Here is a 14747-nt window from a genome sequence, read left to right on the forward strand (position 1 = left end):
AATAACTCCGGAATGCCCTTATCTTTGCATCCGCTTCGAGAGAGAAATACTGCTCCGGGGCGGAAAAAACAGGTTCTGAAAAATTTTGAAAAAAGTTCCAAAATCTTTTGGAGATTCGGAAAAATGACTTACCTTTGCACCCGCTTCGAATAAGAAATACGGTTCGAAACGATAAGAAAAAAGGTTCTGAAAATTTCTGAAAAAATTCTTTCGAAAAGATTTGGTGGTTTCAAAAAGATGACTTATCTTTGCACCACTTTCCGCTGAAAAATCGGCGGTCGGAACAACGGGGAAGGCCGAAAGGACAGACCCGGCAAAAAGAAAGAAATTGTTCTTTATAGCGATATATTTGAACAGCGTTCTTTGAAGTATTTGAGCAGCTAAAAGTTTTCCACTCTCGCGAGAGAGTGAATTTCAAACAATACCTTTGAGATTTGAGCTAAAGATTTAAAAACAAAACATTTTATACAATGGAGAGTTTGATCCTGGCTCAGGATGAACGCTAGCGGCAGGCCTAACACATGCAAGTCGAGGGGCATCGGGATTGAAGCTTGCTTCAATTGCCGGCGACCGGCGCACGGGTGCGTAACGCGTATGTAACCTACCTATAACAGGGGCATAACACTGAGAAATTGGTACTAATTCCCCATAATATTCGGAGAGGCATCTCTCCGGGTTGAAAACTCCGGTGGTTATAGATGGACATGCGTTGTATTAGCTAGTTGGTGAGGTAACGGCTCACCAAGGCAACGATACATAGGGGGACTGAGAGGTTAACCCCCCACACTGGTACTGAGACACGGACCAGACTCCTACGGGAGGCAGCAGTGAGGAATATTGGTCAATGGACGCAAGTCTGAACCAGCCATGCCGCGTGCAGGAAGACGGCTCTATGAGTTGTAAACTGCTTTTGTACGAGGGTAAACTCACCTACGTGTAGGTGACTGAAAGTATCGTACGAATAAGGATCGGCTAACTCCGTGCCAGCAGCCGCGGTAATACGGAGGATTCAAGCGTTATCCGGATTTATTGGGTTTAAAGGGTGCGTAGGCGGTTTGATAAGTTAGAGGTGAAATCCCGGGGCTTAACTCCGGAACTGCCTCTAATACTGTTAGACTAGAGAGTAGTTGCGGTAGGCGGAATGTATGGTGTAGCGGTGAAATGCTTAGAGATCATACAGAACACCGATTGCGAAGGCAGCTTACCAAACTATATCTGACGTTGAGGCACGAAAGCGTGGGGAGCAAACAGGATTAGATACCCTGGTAGTCCACGCAGTAAACGATGATAACTCGTTGTCGGCGATACACAGTCGGTGACTAAGCGAAAGCGATAAGTTATCCACCTGGGGAGTACGTTCGCAAGAATGAAACTCAAAGGAATTGACGGGGGCCCGCACAAGCGGAGGAACATGTGGTTTAATTCGATGATACGCGAGGAACCTTACCCGGGCTTGAAAGTTACTGACGATTCTGGAAACAGGATTTCCCTTCGGGGCAGGAAACTAGGTGCTGCATGGTTGTCGTCAGCTCGTGCCGTGAGGTGTCGGGTTAAGTCCCATAACGAGCGCAACCCCTACCGTTAGTTGCCATCAGGTCAAGCTGGGCACTCTGGCGGGACTGCCGGTGTAAGCCGAGAGGAAGGTGGGGATGACGTCAAATCAGCACGGCCCTTACGTCCGGGGCTACACACGTGTTACAATGGTAGGTACAGAGGGTCGCTACCCCGCGAGGGGATGCCAATCTCGAAAGCCTATCTCAGTTCGGATTGGAGGCTGAAACCCGCCTCCATGAAGTTGGATTCGCTAGTAATCGCGCATCAGCCATGGCGCGGTGAATACGTTCCCGGGCCTTGTACACACCGCCCGTCAAGCCATGGAAGCTGGGGGTGCCTGAAGTTCGTGACCGCAAGGAGCGACCTAGGGCAAAACCGGTAACTGGGGCTAAGTCGTAACAAGGTAGCCGTACCGGAAGGTGCGGCTGGAACACCTCCTTTCTGGAGCCTTGTTTCAAAGGTAATTTAGCTGCTCACTTCAAAGAAACGTCACAACAGCACCGCTTTAGGCGTAGGTTCGAACCGAGTGCTGTTCACTGCAAATGAAAATTTGCGACGTTCATTGACATATTTAAGGAGATGAGATAAAGTTCCGATAACTACAATAGGGGTTATCGGAAATGTAAGAAAGTAATAAAGGGCGTATGGGGGATGCCTAGGCTCTTGGAGGCGAAGAAAGACGTGGTAAGCTGCGATAAGCCTCGGGGATTTGCAAACGAGAATTGATCCGAGGATTTCTGAATGGGACAACCCGGCAGGCAGAAGGCCTGTCACACGAAAGTGGGCCAACCCTCTGAACTGAAACATCTTAGTAGGAGGAGGAAAAGAAAGAAACATCGATTTCCTAAGTAGCGGCGAGCGAACGGGAAACAGCCTAAACCACAATTGTTACGGCAACTGTGGGGTTGTAGGACTGCAATATTCAAATGACTGTGAACTGGAATGTTCTGGAAAGTTCATCCGTAGAGAGTGAAAGACTCGTACAGGTAAGCACGTCAGGCGATAGCAGTATCCTGAGTAGGGCGGGACACGAGGAATCCTGTCTGAATCCGCCGGGACCACCCGGTAAGGCTAAATACTCCCAAGAGACCGATAGTGAACCAGTACCGTGAGGGAAAGGTGAAAAGAACCCCGAACAGGGGAGTGAAATAGAACCTGAAACCATACGCTTACAACCTGTCGGAGCGGCTTCGTGCCGTGACGGCGTGCCTATTGAATAATGAGCCTACGAGTTACTAATCACTGGCAAGGTTAAGTGCACGGATGCACGGAGCCGAAGCGAAAGCGAGTCTGAACAGGGCGTTTAGTCAGTGGTTGTAGACGCGAAACCTTGCGATCTACCCTTGAGCAGGTTGAAGGTTGGGTAAAACCAACTGGAGGACCGAACGAATAAGCGTTGAAAAGCTTCTCGATGACTTGAGGGTAGGGGTGAAAGGCTAATCAAGCTGGGAAATAGCTCGTACTCCCCGAAATGCCTTTAGGGGCAGCGTTGTAATTGAGAGTCTACTGGAGGTAGAGCTACTGATTGGATGCGGGGGCTTCACCGCCTACCAAATCCTGACAAACTCCGAATGCCAGTAGTATGATTTACAGCAGTGAGCGACCGGGTGCTAATGTCCGGTTACGAGAGTGGAACAACACAGACCAGCAACTAAGGTCCCCAAGAGTATACTAAGTTGATCTAACGATGTTTTGCTGCAGAGACAGCTAGGATGTTAGCTTGGAAGCAGCTATTCATTCAAAGAGTGCGTAACAGCTCACTAGTCGAGCGGCAAAGCGTGGATAATAAACGGGCATCAAGTATACCACCGAAGTTCTGGGCACGAAAGTGCGGTAGGGGAGCATTCCATTCCGCGTTGAAGCCGAACCGTGAGGTTTGGTGGAGTGTATGGAAAAGCAAATGTAGGCATGAGTAACGATAATGCGGGAGAGTAACCCGCACACCGCAAGACCAAGGTTTCCTGATCAACGCTAATCGGATCAGGGTTAGTCGGGTCCTAAGGGTAAGCCGAACGGTGATCTCGATGGATAATCGGTTAATATTCCGATACTGACATATACCTCGATGGAGAGACGAAGGAACGTAAGTGCCGCCACCTGACGGAATAGGTGGTTAAAGGGCTTAGGTATAGGGGCAGATTAAGAGTTAGTCCTTGCTGAAACCTGACAGTACAGAGAGCTTACGGGCAATTTGATAGTGCACCCAAGTCGACTTCCGAGAAAATCTTCTAAGTTATAGTATATGTCACCCGTACCGTAAACCGACACAGGTGGTCGAGGAGAGTATCCTAAGGTGCTCGAGTGAATCACGGTTAAGGAACTAGGCAAATTAACCCCGTAACTTCGGGAAAAGGGGTCCCATCGCGAGGTGGGCGCAGCGAAGAGGTCCAGGCGACTGTTTATCAAAAACACAGGGCTCTGCAAATTCGAAAGAAGACGTATAGGGCCTGACACCTGCCCGGTGCTGGAAGGTTAAGAGGGGATGTCATCGCAAGAGAAGCATTGAATCGAAGCCCCAGTAAACGGCGGCCGTAACTATAACGGTCCTAAGGTAGCGAAATTCCTTGTCGGGTAAGTTCCGACCTGCACGAATGGTGTAACGATCTGGACACTGTCTCAACCGTGAGCTCGGTGAAATTGTAGTCCCGGTGATGATGCCGGGTACCCGCAACGGGACGAAAAGACCCCGTGAACCTTTACTATAGCTTAACGCTGAATTTGGGTACACAATGTGTAGGATAGGCAGGAGACTACGAAGCGGGCACGCCAGTGTTCGTGGAGTCGACGTTGAAATACTGCCCTTTGTGTACTTGAGTTCTAACCCTCGAGAGGGGACACCGTTTGGTGGGTAGTTTGACTGGGGTGGTCGCCTCCAAAAGAGTAACGGAGGCTTCCCAAGGTACCCTCAGCACGAATGGTAACCGTGCGTAGAGTGCAATAGCATAAGGGTGCTTGACTGTGAGACCAACAAGTCGATCAGGTGCGAAAGCAGGGTATAGTGATCCGGTGGTTCTGTGTGGACTGGCCATCGCTCAAAGGATAAAAGGTACTCCGGGGATAACAGGCTGATCGCCGCCAAGAGCTCATATCGACGCGGCGGTTTGGCACCTCGATGTCGGCTCGTCACATCCTGGGGCTGGAGAAGGTCCCAAGGGTTCGGCTGTTCGCCGATTAAAGTGGCACGCGAGCTGGGTTCAGAACGTCGTGAGACAGTTCGGTCTCTATCTGTTGCGGGCGTAGGAAGATTGAGGGGTTCTGACTTTAGTACGAGAGGACCGAGTTGGACGAACCTCCGGTGTATCGGTTATGCTGCCAAGTGTACCGCCGAGTAGCCGCGTTCGGTCTGGATAAGCGCTGAAAGCATCTAAGCGCGAAGCCATCCCCAAGATAAGTCTTCCCTTGAGGGGCGTAGGAGACGACTACGTTGATAGGCTGCAGGTGTAAAGACAGTAATGTCAAAGCCGAGCAGTACTAATTACCCGAGAGGCTTTTTTACAAGATTCTTTATCTCATCTCCGAAGTATGTCAACTTATACCGGGTGCGACGGATTGCAGCGACTAAAAGGCTGCTCGCACTACTTCGATAGCATGGAGCATGTTGGACTTCGTCCTTCTTTTTCTCCACACGACAAAACAAACTGATTTGCTTTGTCCCGGTTTATCGAAAACGTTCTTTTAGGTGGTTATAGCAGTGAGGTTCCACCTCTTCCCATTCCGAACAGAGAAGTTAAGCTCACTAACGCCGATGGTACTGCGGTTTTCCCGTGGGAGAGTAGGTAGCCGCCTCTTCAAGGTCAGATCGTAAGGTCTGACCTTTTTTTATGCCCTTTTCCGCGTGGGGTAATTGCTCGCCTTGCGCCCAGGCTTGTCCCTTTCCCTATGCCTTCCTGTGCCTTATTCTTCCGTGTGGCGCGGGGTGTTCTGTTGGGATGCCTGGCACAGCCCTCCCATTGCGAAGGAGCCCCCGTTTGAGCGTGGTGTCTTTTTCGGATCTTCCGGGCGCTTGGGCTTCTGCTGCCCGCCCTTCCTGGTATGGCTGGCCGACGACGGAACCGGCTGACGGAAAAACGGGGGCTTCGGTGGCCGGGAACTTTTGAACCCTCGAATCCTCGAATCCGGGCACAATATGCAGGTGGTCATAGTTGCTTCTTGTCAGGGAGCGGACTCGATGCGGGGCTTCTTGTATCCTGTCCCCGCATTGCTGCTGCAGGAAAAACAAACTACGCTTAGCGGGGCGGCAACTGCGTCCGCAAAAAAAATCGGGAAGATCCGAAGACCTTCCCGAAAGGGCGACACGGCCGATCCGGGTACGAGGCGCGTTGTACCTGCGGATGCTGCCTTTTGCCCTTTGTTGTTCGAGGCGTTTTAATTCGGGATATTGTCAATCGCGGGGCTCTCCTTTTGCCGCCTTTTCAATTTGCATTTCCCCTGTCCAACCAGTCTTACCGGATTGGCCGACTATATCGAATTATAAGCCCCAGTATTCCGCCAACTCCCCTGGCGGATACTTTGGTATAAGCATGTTTTGGATGTATATGATATGAAATTTATTCATACACTCGGTTATTCATGCCAGTCGGTATAAAGTCCGCACCGTTTGCAGTGAAGCCGGTAAGTCCGGCGGTTTACCGCGCGGCCGCGAAGGGTCGCGTGGCGGCAACCCGGGCAGCGTAAGGTGTAGAGCAGACGTTCGTAGTGCCGGAAAAGAAAAAAGTTTATGCAGCTCAGGGCGATTGCCGCAAATCCGGTACCCGAATTTTCACCCGTGATTACCGGCAGCAGGCAACTTGCCAGGGTCAGGAAAAGAACGGTCAGCCCGAGCGTATGGATCGTTTGGTTGCGCAGGTGCCTCAGACGCCAGAGCGGCAGCGTGATGCACATGCCCGTTACGGCAGGTACGCAACTGATGCCGATCAGCAGGAGATAGTTGTTCATAACAATTATCAGGATGCCTGTCCCTCGGCATATTTAAGTGGGAGTTGTGGGGTGTGGAGATATAAAAAACGTGGGACAAAACTCTGATTTGCTCTCTGAGGCTCTGGAATAACCTGTGCAACCAAATACAGAATGAAGCCCACGTTGGAAACGTGAGCGTCAAACTTCATTCCTCGGTTGCTCTTAAAATTTTCCAGATTTTCAGAAAGCAAGGTACAAAGCTAACGCTTTTTATATGTATTTGCCGGCGCTTTTAGTGCGTGGACGGCATGAACAGTTCTTGTGGAAGGGTTAAAATACGCGCGTTAATTTCTCATAGGCTTTGGAATTTGGGATTGCACATACAAATATACGAAAAACATTTTCGAAGTTCCGGGGATAAAAAACAGAGGTATAAAAAAGTGTAAAGCAAAAGATAATCAAATAATTATACACTTTTCTTCAGTACCTTTGTTTTAGAAAAAAAGTAGAATAAGGTAATGTTAAACGAGGTTTCGGTTTCCAAATCGTTACCTCGTTTCTTTTGCTCTATTATTCATAGAAACGTGATTTTCAGTTTCTTGCATCTCTATTCATCTTGACATACGACTCTGCTGAAATTATTTTTGCAACCCTAAAAAGCAGAGTTTATGCGTAGCACGTTCAAGGTTCTGTTCTACCTTAAAAGGAACAAAGACAAAGATCAGAAAGTCGTCCCTGTCATGGGTCGCATCACGGTCAACGGCAGCATCGCGCAGTTCAGCGCGAAGCTCTCCGTCCCGGAAACGCTTTGGGAGGTCAGCGGTGGCCGCGCCAAAGGCCGTAGTCTCGAAGCGGATCGCATCAACCGTCATCTGGACAACATCCGCACCCAGATCGGCAAACACTATCAAGCAATTTGTGACCGGGAGTCATACGTTACGGCCGAAAAGGTCAAGAATGCCTATCTCGGCTTCGGCGAGAAATACCGGCTGCTTCTCGAAGCGTTCGAGAAATTCACCGGCGACCTCAAGAAACGTGTCGGCATCGACCGCTGCCACGGTACATGGAACCGCTACTATAAATCCATCGACCATCTGCGGACTTTCATGCGTAAGGAGTATAACGTGAGCGATATGCCCTTGGCAGAATTGGAACAGTCGTTCATCGAGCAATACCACGTCTACCTTAAATCCGATCTGGGGCTCAAGCCTACGACCGTCAGCGGTTATCTCAAATGCCTGAAATACGTTGTCAAAATCGCGTTCAACAACGGCTGGATGCCTCGCAACCCCTTTTCCCTCTATCAATATACGGCTCCGAATCCGGAACGTAGTTTTTTAACGGAAGATGAACTCCGGCGTATGATGACTACCGAGCTGCGGTATAAGCGTCAGGACTATAACCGCGATATGTTCCTGTTCTCCTGCTTCACGGGCATCTGCTATGCGGATATGGCCTCGCTGACCTATGACCGGATAGAGCAGGATGCGCAGGGCGAGTGGTGGATCAGCGGGAACCGCCAGAAGACCGAAACCAGATACGTTGTCAAACTTCTGCCGTATGCGTTGTTCATCCTGAACAAGTACCGGGGCCTGACCGGCGACGGACGTGTTTTTGCCATGTCTACACTCGATTCGATCGACGACAGCCTGAAAAACATCGCCCGGAAGTGCGGCATCGACAAACAACTCTCGTTCCATCTGGCAAGGCACACGTACGCCACGACGATCTGCCTGTCGAACGGCGTGAGTCTGGAGACGCTTTCGAAGATGCTGGGACATAAAAATATCACCACCACTCAAATCTATGCGAAAGTCACCCCGCCGATGATCGACCGTGAGGTTACCATGCTCCGGGAGAAACTGGCAACGAAATTCTCCGTGTAGACACTTTGCGATAAAGTATATAAATATATTATGTATTTACATACTTGTATAAACTCATCATTCGGTCATTGCATCTTTGCGGCGAAAACCTACTGCAACCCGATTATGGAACGACTCGATGAGATTTTGGAAATCGTCCGAGAGATCCGCGAGGATGTCTCCTTTATGAAACGCCACCGTAATATGCTTTGCGGGATGCCTATTCTGGAAGTCGACGAAGTATGCGACCTTTTGAAGATGAGCGATCGTCAACTGCGCCGTTATCGCACTTCGGGTCAGCTTGTCGGTTTCCATTTCGGTCGTCGTCTAATGTTTTCGACGGCTGAAATCAACCGCTTCATAGAGCGTGTTGAAATGGAACATAAGCAGAAAAAGTCTTTGAGAAAAGCTATCCATAATCTTTAACACATAATACTATGTCTGAAACAACAGAAAGATCTTATTATCTGGTGGAGTCCATGTATTTCGAGAAACTGCTCCGCACGCATTTCATGCTGACACAATCCACGCTGCTCTTCGAACACCTGTTGAGCCACAGTGACCGCCCGATGTTCCTCTCGGCCCGCAAGGTCTGCGAGGTGCTGGGTATGGATTGCCACCAACTCGAACAATGCCGTAAAAAGCGGATGATCCGCGCCCGTGCCGTCAACGGACAGATGTTCTACGATGCCTACGAGCTGATCGCGCTTACGGAACACTTCTACCGCCGGAAGTTGCGGAAGACCCTCTCCCGGATACCGCAGTTCGAGGTGCGCTGATCCGTTCGTGCTGAAAGGGACTGACTGCATCCGCAGCAGTCTCTTTTTGTTTTGAGACAGCGCGAATAATAATTAAAAATCCCTTTGTGAACGCCGGCCTCGGGGCAAGATAGCGCCGGACACGTTCCGGCGTCAAATTTTTGCGGCACGATCTCCACCCTTCGGGTCGTATCGCCCCTCAAAAATTTGCCTTGTCCGTGCCGTCGCTGAATATCCCGCCCCGAAGCCGGCTTCTCACTTTTCATAACGGGTATCTGCCGGCCTTATGTCAAACTAAAATCCATTTCGAATATGAAGAATCAGAAATTCGAGATTGCGGTGGCGGGTTACGACTACCGTTTCAAGACCTACGCCCGGGACGGCGTGGAGGCATCGGTAAAGGTGAAATGTTTCCTCGGACGACCCGATGCCGAGTGTACGATCCTTATTCCGACGTTGAACGACGACCTGCGGGAAACTGAATCCTGCCGCAGGCAGGCGGCCCGGCGATGAGAAAGTGGATCGATCAGTCGACCTTCGACGAGCTGCTGCTCGCCAATGCCGAGGATAACGTAGAGCGGGCTATTCAAAGCGCATCGGCCGTATTGGAAACAGTGCAGGAGTTCGTTCCGGAGGCAGCCTTGTTCTACCGTGTTACACATGCCGAGGACAGCCTGAAAAACTATTTCGAGGAGGCGTGCACCGGTTTCCGAAGAAACGGCATCCTGTTTCTCGTCCGCCAATATTTCTATCCAAAACCCTATTACGACCTCCGATTCGATTGGTCGTTCTTCCGATATGCGGACAACTACTCCTACGGCAAGGCTTTCGACAAACAAACCGCTCCGAACCGTATCGGGGTCTTCACCAAAAAGAAGATCGACGACTGGGTGGAATACCTCACGCAGGGTTTCCGGAATCTCGAACGGATCGATGCGGAGAACGAACGCAAAATGACCGGGTACCGCAACCGGTTGGAGGCTCTGTCCGATGTGGTTTGGGTTCATGACAAAAGTCACGGCCAGATCATTCGTAACGGCCTGACCTATACTTTCGATATCCGGCAGACGGATTACAGCGAAAAGATCTCTTTGGACTATCGGTGCCGCACGCTCGACGATTTCCTTGCACTCTCCGACAATAAATTCACACCTAAACCTTAAACGACTATGGAACGAAACATTATTATCGAAAATATCTGCACTGCGTGCCGCTGCGGCGAACGTCGCGCCGAGGAATATTTGACCGCGGAACTTCGCAACCTGCGGGAACTGCGGGATGCCGGGGCTCTGTGCTACGGCGATCTTGAAACGGCCTGTTCTGGGCTGGGACTGGACTTCGATTATACGGACTATTTCTGTCAGGCCTTGTCACTGAACTAACTCCGATTTACGATGAACAATCTTTGTTTCAACCGTTTCACACTGCGGACGGACGATGCGAAAACCCGCCGCAAAATCCTTCGCTGGCTGGCGCTCAATTACCGCTTGTACGAATACCTCCCCTCGGAGGCAGAGATCCGCGGACGGTTCATCTCGCGCAAACCCTTTCCCGCCGAGGCGTTCCGGCGTCAGATCGGGAAACTGCACGGCGACAGGACTCTGTTCCTGCGGATTGTCTCTACGGACTTATACTCGCTCTATGTGGAAGGTAACGTCTACCTGCTCGGAGCGTGGTACCGAATCTTTCTTTAATAACCTGCCGCCTGCTCCGCAACGAGCGGGCGGCGTCATTTCCATATCATGGCATACGAATCATCCATTCCTTTCGCGGATATCAGGGATTTCCGCGACGCTGAGATCAACGGCATCCCGGCTCTTTTCACCATATCTCGGCTCGATTCCGAAACCCTTCCCGCCGATTTTCACTCGTGCGAGGTTATGGGCGGCCGTGGCAGCGATTTTCAGTGGCTCGTTCCGCTGGCTTTGGCAAACTTCACCGGAACGTTCGTCTCCCGGCAGCCCCTGCTCCGGGAAGGACAGGCGTCCGCTGAAATACGCCGGTACGGCATCTATGACGCGACGACAGTCGACGAATGGTCTGAAAACAATAACTCTTAAACATTATGCGACGAAAATTCAAACTGAAGGTCTGTTATACCTTCCACGGGGCTTTTACCCTGCGTGCGGCTTCCGGCAAGGAAGCCGCACGTCTTGTTTCCGAACAATGCGGAACGGTTCTGAGTGCGATTCAAACGACTCTCGGCGAAGAATCCGAGGTAGACTGGCATTTCGACAAACATCCCCGGCTTGCAGTTCGGGAAGTAATCGCTCTTCCGGAGACCCTCGACGGGGAGAAGCTGCCGCGCGTGCAGGTCTTTCACCCCGGGCAGCGTGTCTTCCGGAGCGATCCCGACTATGAAATGTCCGGTTGTTGTGTCGTCTGTTCGGGTAATGACGACGTGGAGGAACCCTCTGACGATGACATCATCCGGATTTGTTCTTCGGCTTCGGAAGCCGAAGTTTTTCCGTGCGAACTACGTCCCGTATTCAAAAAACGTTAAAGACACATTCAAATGAAGATGCAGGAATCCGATTTCCGGCGTGCGCTGGAAATCATCACCCGGAACAACCGGATCACGGTGTCGTTCAACACACCGATCGCCGACAACTACTCCCAAGTCTATCCGCTTCTTATCCATGAGAGCAACGCTTCGGTACTGAAACAGCTCCATGAGGCGGGCTTCTCGATGAGCATGACGAAAAAAGGACTGGAAGTGTCGAAGTATTAACCTCAAATAATCGCGCAATGAAACGCTATGAATTTTATCGGAATCAAAAAATTACTGTCATAGATTGCCGGTATTTCAGTTTTGAAGCCGAGAATCTCGAAACGGCAGTCCAGAAGATCAAGGAGCTGTGTGCAGACGGTCAACTCGACGAACTGTCAAACGATCCGACCTATCAGGAAGATGTTGCTTATCAAATTCCCGGAACGGAATATCCACTGGATATAGAAAACAATAATGGAGATCCTACGGTTATGATTTACTCGGCCGCAGACGGAAACTGCATCATGGACAACCTTCCGAAGAGAAGTATCAAATGCTTGTCGATGCCTGCGAGGCGTGGTGGAACAGACAATTCGCAGAGGAGCAAATCCGAATCCGGAAAGAGTCTGCCCAATGAATACCCGGAACAAACCCGATCTGCATTGCGGACACCGACCTGATGTCCGCAGAAATACAATAACTCAAACCAAGAACATTTTAATGAACGAAACCATGAATTTACACGAATATTACCGTAACCATAAGGACGCGATCAACGCGTCGATTATGGATATTGCCTGCGATCTGGCCGTCGGACGGCTGCTGAACGCACACGGTGCACCTTTCGAAACATTCGTCGAAGCCGATGACCCCGACGATCCCGACGGCGGAACCCATTACAAGGAGGAATATCAAAAGGAATACGATACGTATTACGATAAGGAGTACGCCCGTGTCGCAAAGCTGATGAAATTCGACTATTGCCAAGAGGACGGAGTCGCGGCTTCGCCTGAAGATACGAACACCTAAACCATATACTTATATGATCGATATTCCTTTGTCCCTGCGCGTTCCGCCGCAGGGACGCTATAACCGCGGTATTTATACCTGTTATGAATGTGGTTTCGAACCGCCGCACTATAACGTAGTGCCCTGTATGCTGGGCCTTGCCGAGACCTCTGCCGGTACGATGGTCGTCTGGGAATGTCCCCGATGCGGTCAGAAATGGATGTTTCATTATCGGGCCCAAAATTCCCGTGAGGCTCACGATTACGCAGCCCAACTTCTCGCTTACCGCAATGGCGATCCCGATTGGCGTATGACGCTGAATCCCGACTGGATTGCGGCGCAGCGGCAGAAGAGTAACCCTAAAACCTGATCCAATGAAAATCTTTGAAAGAATCACAAAACGCTATGCGCTTCAGAATTACTATCTGCGGCGCAATTTCTACTGGCCGGATACGCTGCCGGAGATTCTCGATTATTGGCAGCAGCACAATGACCTGCCATTCCTCTACGGCGTCGATAACTGGCCCTATGACGTAATGTGCGAAAGGCAGCGCCGCAAGGGCGTCTATGCTTCGCAATACCTGATCCCCGACCGTACGGCGCGCCAGATGGCGGCACTGGCCGTGCGATATTTCGACAATGACAGCCGTGTCGTGGGCGCCGCGAACCTGAACCTGCTGTTGCAGCAGGCATTGAATCCTTCGGGGCCGAGCCTCGGCCGCGGAGGCTACACCTACCGACAGGGCGACCGCGTGATGCAGTTGCGCAACAACTATGCTAAGGAGGTGTTCAACGGCGATCTGGGTTATATCCGTGAGGTGGATACGGAGGACAGGATGCTGACGGTGGATTTCGACGGCAAGAAGGTCGAGTACGATGTCACGGAACTCGACGAACTGACGCTGGCCTACGCCACGACGATCCACAAGGCCCAAGGGTCGGAATATCCGATCGTGGTCATGCCGGTGCTGATGACCCATTATGTGATGCTCCAGCGCAACCTGATCTATACGGGTATCACCCGAACCAAAAAGATCTGCGTGCTGATCGGTGCTGCGAAAGCCTTGGCTTATGCCGTCCGCAACGTGTCCGTGCTGAAACGCAATACGAGCCTTCGGGAGCGGTTGAATCCCTCCCTGACGACCGACGGGAAACTCCGGGGCTGAATCTTCGACAGGGCTGCCGTCATTTCCTCCGCCGGTAAGGCCGAAACCGCCGGGACAAAAAAGGGTGTCCTTCGAAAGAACACCCTGCGTCATGCGATGAAAACGAGCTATTTGGCAGCTGCCGCAAGCGACGTTTTCCGGAATTCCTTGAGTTTCTTCTCAAGCTCCAGCGACACCTTACGGGCGCGCAGTCCCGCAGCTTTGTTGTTTTTTCCCGCCTGAAGCTCTGCGTCGGTCTTGAATGCCGCATACAGCTCGTCGATAGTCTTTACCAGTTCATTCATGGTCGTATGGAATTTAGTAGTTTAACACGATCCAAAAATAGATATTTTTTCACAAAAACAGCTTTGTGATGCTATTTTTTTCGGCCGGTTCCCTCGGTGCACGGCATTCCATTCCCGAAAGAATTTTTCTGCGAGGCTCCTTCGGGTTCTGCATGCCGGGTTCATATGCGGTATATGTCCGTGCTGCCGGCTTACAACTCCAGATTCCACTGCCGTCTGTGCTCCAAGAACGCTTCCCGGGTTCTGTCGTCGAATTCCGAGAGATCCTTCTCCGTAAGGATTCCGTTATAGAAAAGGCTGAATACCGTCAAAGCATAGCGGGAGCCGTTCAGACCGTCATACTGACGACTTATATCTTTGTCGAATGTCTGTATGCTCTTATATATTTCCAAATATTTCTCATGGCAGGACTGCGCTTTTTCATCCTGCAGGAGTCGTTTGAGTTTCGCCAGAAAGGTACAGCATTCACGCTCCAAGGCCCGGCTTATGAGTGTTCGGGCAATTTTCTTTTGGCTTTTATCCAATTCTACCATACAGCTTTCGGAGATTATGTTTTTCAGGACTCCAAAATAATTATTTTCGGTCTATTAAAATATACAAACCGAATATCGGCCCGCGGGAAAAATTGCTAAAACGGGCGGCGATATAAGAAACGCAAATTCTCGAGGATGAACCGCCGGAAGCTGAAAAACCGGGGCACGGCTTGCTGCTTTCGAAAAGAATCC

General features: G+C 50.8%; 16 protein-coding genes, 3 rRNA genes and 1 pseudogene. 17 read left to right on the forward strand and 3 right to left on the reverse strand.

Annotation, left to right across the window (positions count from 1 at the left end):
• Positions 1-467 precede the first annotated feature (467 nt).
• The 3 genes from NQ559_RS11265 to rrf all read left to right on the forward strand — a co-directional run bounded on the left by NQ559_RS11265 (position 468) and on the right by rrf (position 5343).
• A 16S ribosomal RNA gene (locus NQ559_RS11265) occupies positions 468-1995 on the forward strand.
• 183 nt (positions 1996-2178) lie between these two features.
• Positions 2179-5050 (forward strand): 23S ribosomal RNA (locus NQ559_RS11270).
• 179 nt (positions 5051-5229) lie between these two features.
• Positions 5230-5343: ribosomal RNA gene (rrf, locus tag NQ559_RS11275) — 5S ribosomal RNA — on the forward strand.
• The 16S, 23S and 5S rRNA genes sit together here, the layout of an rRNA operon.
• A 774-nt stretch (positions 5344-6117) precedes the next feature.
• Here the strand turns inward: rrf and NQ559_RS11280 are convergent.
• A complete protein-coding gene (locus NQ559_RS11280) occupies positions 6118-6489 on the reverse strand; it encodes a hypothetical protein (RefSeq protein WP_018697572.1) in 372 nt (123 codons plus the stop codon).
• A gap of 629 nt (positions 6490-7118) precedes the next feature.
• Here NQ559_RS11280 and NQ559_RS11285 point away from each other — a divergent pair.
• The 14 genes and pseudogenes from NQ559_RS11285 to NQ559_RS11350 form a co-directional block, all read left to right on the forward strand.
• On the forward strand, positions 7119-8336 hold the full coding sequence (locus NQ559_RS11285) for a site-specific integrase (RefSeq protein ID WP_018697204.1): 1218 nt from the start codon (positions 7119-7121) through the stop codon (positions 8334-8336).
• A gap of 105 nt (positions 8337-8441) precedes the next feature.
• Positions 8442-8741, forward strand: coding sequence for a helix-turn-helix domain-containing protein (locus NQ559_RS11290; RefSeq protein ID WP_082426838.1), 300 nt, complete (start codon positions 8442-8444; stop codon positions 8739-8741).
• An 11-nt stretch (positions 8742-8752) separates the two neighbouring features.
• Positions 8753-9094 carry a hypothetical protein gene (locus NQ559_RS11295; protein ID WP_051087704.1) on the forward strand — a complete coding sequence of 114 codons (342 nt, stop codon included), beginning with the start codon at positions 8753-8755 and terminating at the stop codon, positions 9092-9094.
• Between the two features lie 291 nt (positions 9095-9385).
• Positions 9386-9586 carry a hypothetical protein gene (locus tag NQ559_RS11300; protein WP_018697201.1) on the forward strand — a complete coding sequence of 67 codons (201 nt, stop codon included), beginning with the start codon at positions 9386-9388 and terminating at the stop codon, positions 9584-9586.
• Positions 9583-10236 carry a hypothetical protein gene (locus tag NQ559_RS11305; protein WP_018697200.1) on the forward strand — a complete coding sequence of 218 codons (654 nt, stop codon included), beginning with the start codon at positions 9583-9585 and terminating at the stop codon, positions 10234-10236. Before NQ559_RS11300 ends, NQ559_RS11305 begins: the two co-directional genes overlap by 4 nt.
• 6 nt (positions 10237-10242) lie before the next feature.
• Positions 10243-10455, forward strand: coding sequence for a hypothetical protein (locus NQ559_RS11310; protein ID WP_009596292.1), 213 nt, complete (start codon positions 10243-10245; stop codon positions 10453-10455).
• Positions 10456-10467: 12 nt separating this feature from the next.
• Positions 10468-10767, forward strand: coding sequence for a hypothetical protein (locus NQ559_RS11315; RefSeq protein WP_244062002.1), 300 nt, complete (start codon positions 10468-10470; stop codon positions 10765-10767).
• Positions 10768-10815: 48 nt separating this feature from the next.
• Complete coding sequence (locus NQ559_RS11320) at positions 10816-11133, forward strand: LPD28 domain-containing protein (protein ID WP_014775032.1); 318 nt, start codon at positions 10816-10818, stop codon at positions 11131-11133.
• A 5-nt stretch (positions 11134-11138) separates the two neighbouring features.
• Positions 11139-11576, forward strand: a complete 438-nt coding sequence (locus NQ559_RS11325; protein ID WP_018697555.1) for a hypothetical protein — start codon at positions 11139-11141, stop codon at positions 11574-11576.
• Positions 11577-11588: 12 nt separating this feature from the next.
• The gene (locus tag NQ559_RS11330) at positions 11589-11804 is read left to right on the forward strand and encodes a hypothetical protein (RefSeq protein WP_018697554.1); all 216 of its coding nucleotides are present in this window, start codon (positions 11589-11591) and stop codon (positions 11802-11804) included.
• A 17-nt stretch (positions 11805-11821) separates the two neighbouring features.
• The gene (locus NQ559_RS11335; RefSeq protein ID WP_018697553.1) at positions 11822-12244 is read left to right on the forward strand and encodes a hypothetical protein; all 423 of its coding nucleotides are present in this window, start codon (positions 11822-11824) and stop codon (positions 12242-12244) included.
• A 52-nt stretch (positions 12245-12296) separates the two neighbouring features.
• Complete coding sequence (locus NQ559_RS11340) at positions 12297-12593, forward strand: hypothetical protein (RefSeq protein WP_026318695.1); 297 nt, start codon at positions 12297-12299, stop codon at positions 12591-12593.
• A gap of 13 nt (positions 12594-12606) precedes the next feature.
• Positions 12607-12942: a hypothetical protein gene (locus tag NQ559_RS11345; protein ID WP_229096103.1), complete on the forward strand. Its 336-nt coding sequence runs from the start codon at positions 12607-12609 to the stop codon at positions 12940-12942.
• A gap of 280 nt (positions 12943-13222) precedes the next feature.
• Positions 13223-13738 (forward strand): annotated as a pseudogene (locus NQ559_RS11350) (ATP-binding domain-containing protein); the annotation flags it as partial.
• A 107-nt stretch (positions 13739-13845) separates the two neighbouring features.
• On the opposite strand, the gene NQ559_RS11355 reads toward NQ559_RS11350, so the two are convergent.
• Together NQ559_RS11355 and NQ559_RS11360 are read right to left on the reverse strand one after the other, a co-directional pair.
• Entirely contained in the window at positions 13846-14022 is a 177-nt protein-coding gene (locus tag NQ559_RS11355; RefSeq protein ID WP_009597166.1) for a BF3379 family histone-like protein, read from the reverse strand.
• Positions 14023-14213: 191 nt separating this feature from the next.
• Complete coding sequence (locus tag NQ559_RS11360; RefSeq protein ID WP_015545962.1) at positions 14214-14555, reverse strand: hypothetical protein; 342 nt, start codon at positions 14553-14555, stop codon at positions 14214-14216.
• Positions 14556-14747 lie beyond the last annotated feature (192 nt).

This window comes from Alistipes onderdonkii, from assembly GCF_025145285.1.
In the GTDB taxonomy this organism is placed as follows: domain Bacteria; phylum Bacteroidota; class Bacteroidia; order Bacteroidales; family Rikenellaceae; genus Alistipes; species Alistipes onderdonkii.

Excerpts from the sequence above, each read along its gene's own strand:
- NQ559_RS11280 (WP_018697572.1), bottom strand. The coding sequence starts at position 6,489 with ATGAACAACTATCTCCTGCTGATCGGCATCAGTTGCGTACCTGCCGTA.
- NQ559_RS11285 (WP_018697204.1), top strand. The coding sequence starts at position 7,119 with ATGCGTAGCACGTTCAAGGTTCTGTTCTACCTTAAAAGGAACAAAGAC.
- NQ559_RS11290 (WP_082426838.1), top strand. The coding sequence starts at position 8,442 with ATGGAACGACTCGATGAGATTTTGGAAATCGTCCGAGAGATCCGCGAG.
- NQ559_RS11295 (WP_051087704.1), top strand. The coding sequence starts at position 8,753 with ATGTCTGAAACAACAGAAAGATCTTATTATCTGGTGGAGTCCATGTAT.
- NQ559_RS11300 (WP_018697201.1), top strand. The coding sequence starts at position 9,386 with ATGAAGAATCAGAAATTCGAGATTGCGGTGGCGGGTTACGACTACCGT.
- NQ559_RS11305 (WP_018697200.1), top strand. The coding sequence starts at position 9,583 with ATGAGAAAGTGGATCGATCAGTCGACCTTCGACGAGCTGCTGCTCGCC.
- NQ559_RS11310 (WP_009596292.1), top strand. The coding sequence starts at position 10,243 with ATGGAACGAAACATTATTATCGAAAATATCTGCACTGCGTGCCGCTGC.
- NQ559_RS11315 (WP_244062002.1), top strand. The coding sequence starts at position 10,468 with ATGAACAATCTTTGTTTCAACCGTTTCACACTGCGGACGGACGATGCG.
- NQ559_RS11320 (WP_014775032.1), top strand. The coding sequence starts at position 10,816 with ATGGCATACGAATCATCCATTCCTTTCGCGGATATCAGGGATTTCCGC.
- NQ559_RS11325 (WP_018697555.1), top strand. The coding sequence starts at position 11,139 with ATGCGACGAAAATTCAAACTGAAGGTCTGTTATACCTTCCACGGGGCT.
- NQ559_RS11330 (WP_018697554.1), top strand. The coding sequence starts at position 11,589 with ATGAAGATGCAGGAATCCGATTTCCGGCGTGCGCTGGAAATCATCACC.
- NQ559_RS11335 (WP_018697553.1), top strand. The coding sequence starts at position 11,822 with ATGAAACGCTATGAATTTTATCGGAATCAAAAAATTACTGTCATAGAT.
- NQ559_RS11340 (WP_026318695.1), top strand. The coding sequence starts at position 12,297 with ATGAATTTACACGAATATTACCGTAACCATAAGGACGCGATCAACGCG.
- NQ559_RS11345 (WP_229096103.1), top strand. The coding sequence starts at position 12,607 with ATGATCGATATTCCTTTGTCCCTGCGCGTTCCGCCGCAGGGACGCTAT.
- NQ559_RS11355 (WP_009597166.1), bottom strand. The coding sequence starts at position 14,022 with ATGAATGAACTGGTAAAGACTATCGACGAGCTGTATGCGGCATTCAAG.
- NQ559_RS11360 (WP_015545962.1), bottom strand. The coding sequence starts at position 14,555 with ATGGTAGAATTGGATAAAAGCCAAAAGAAAATTGCCCGAACACTCATA.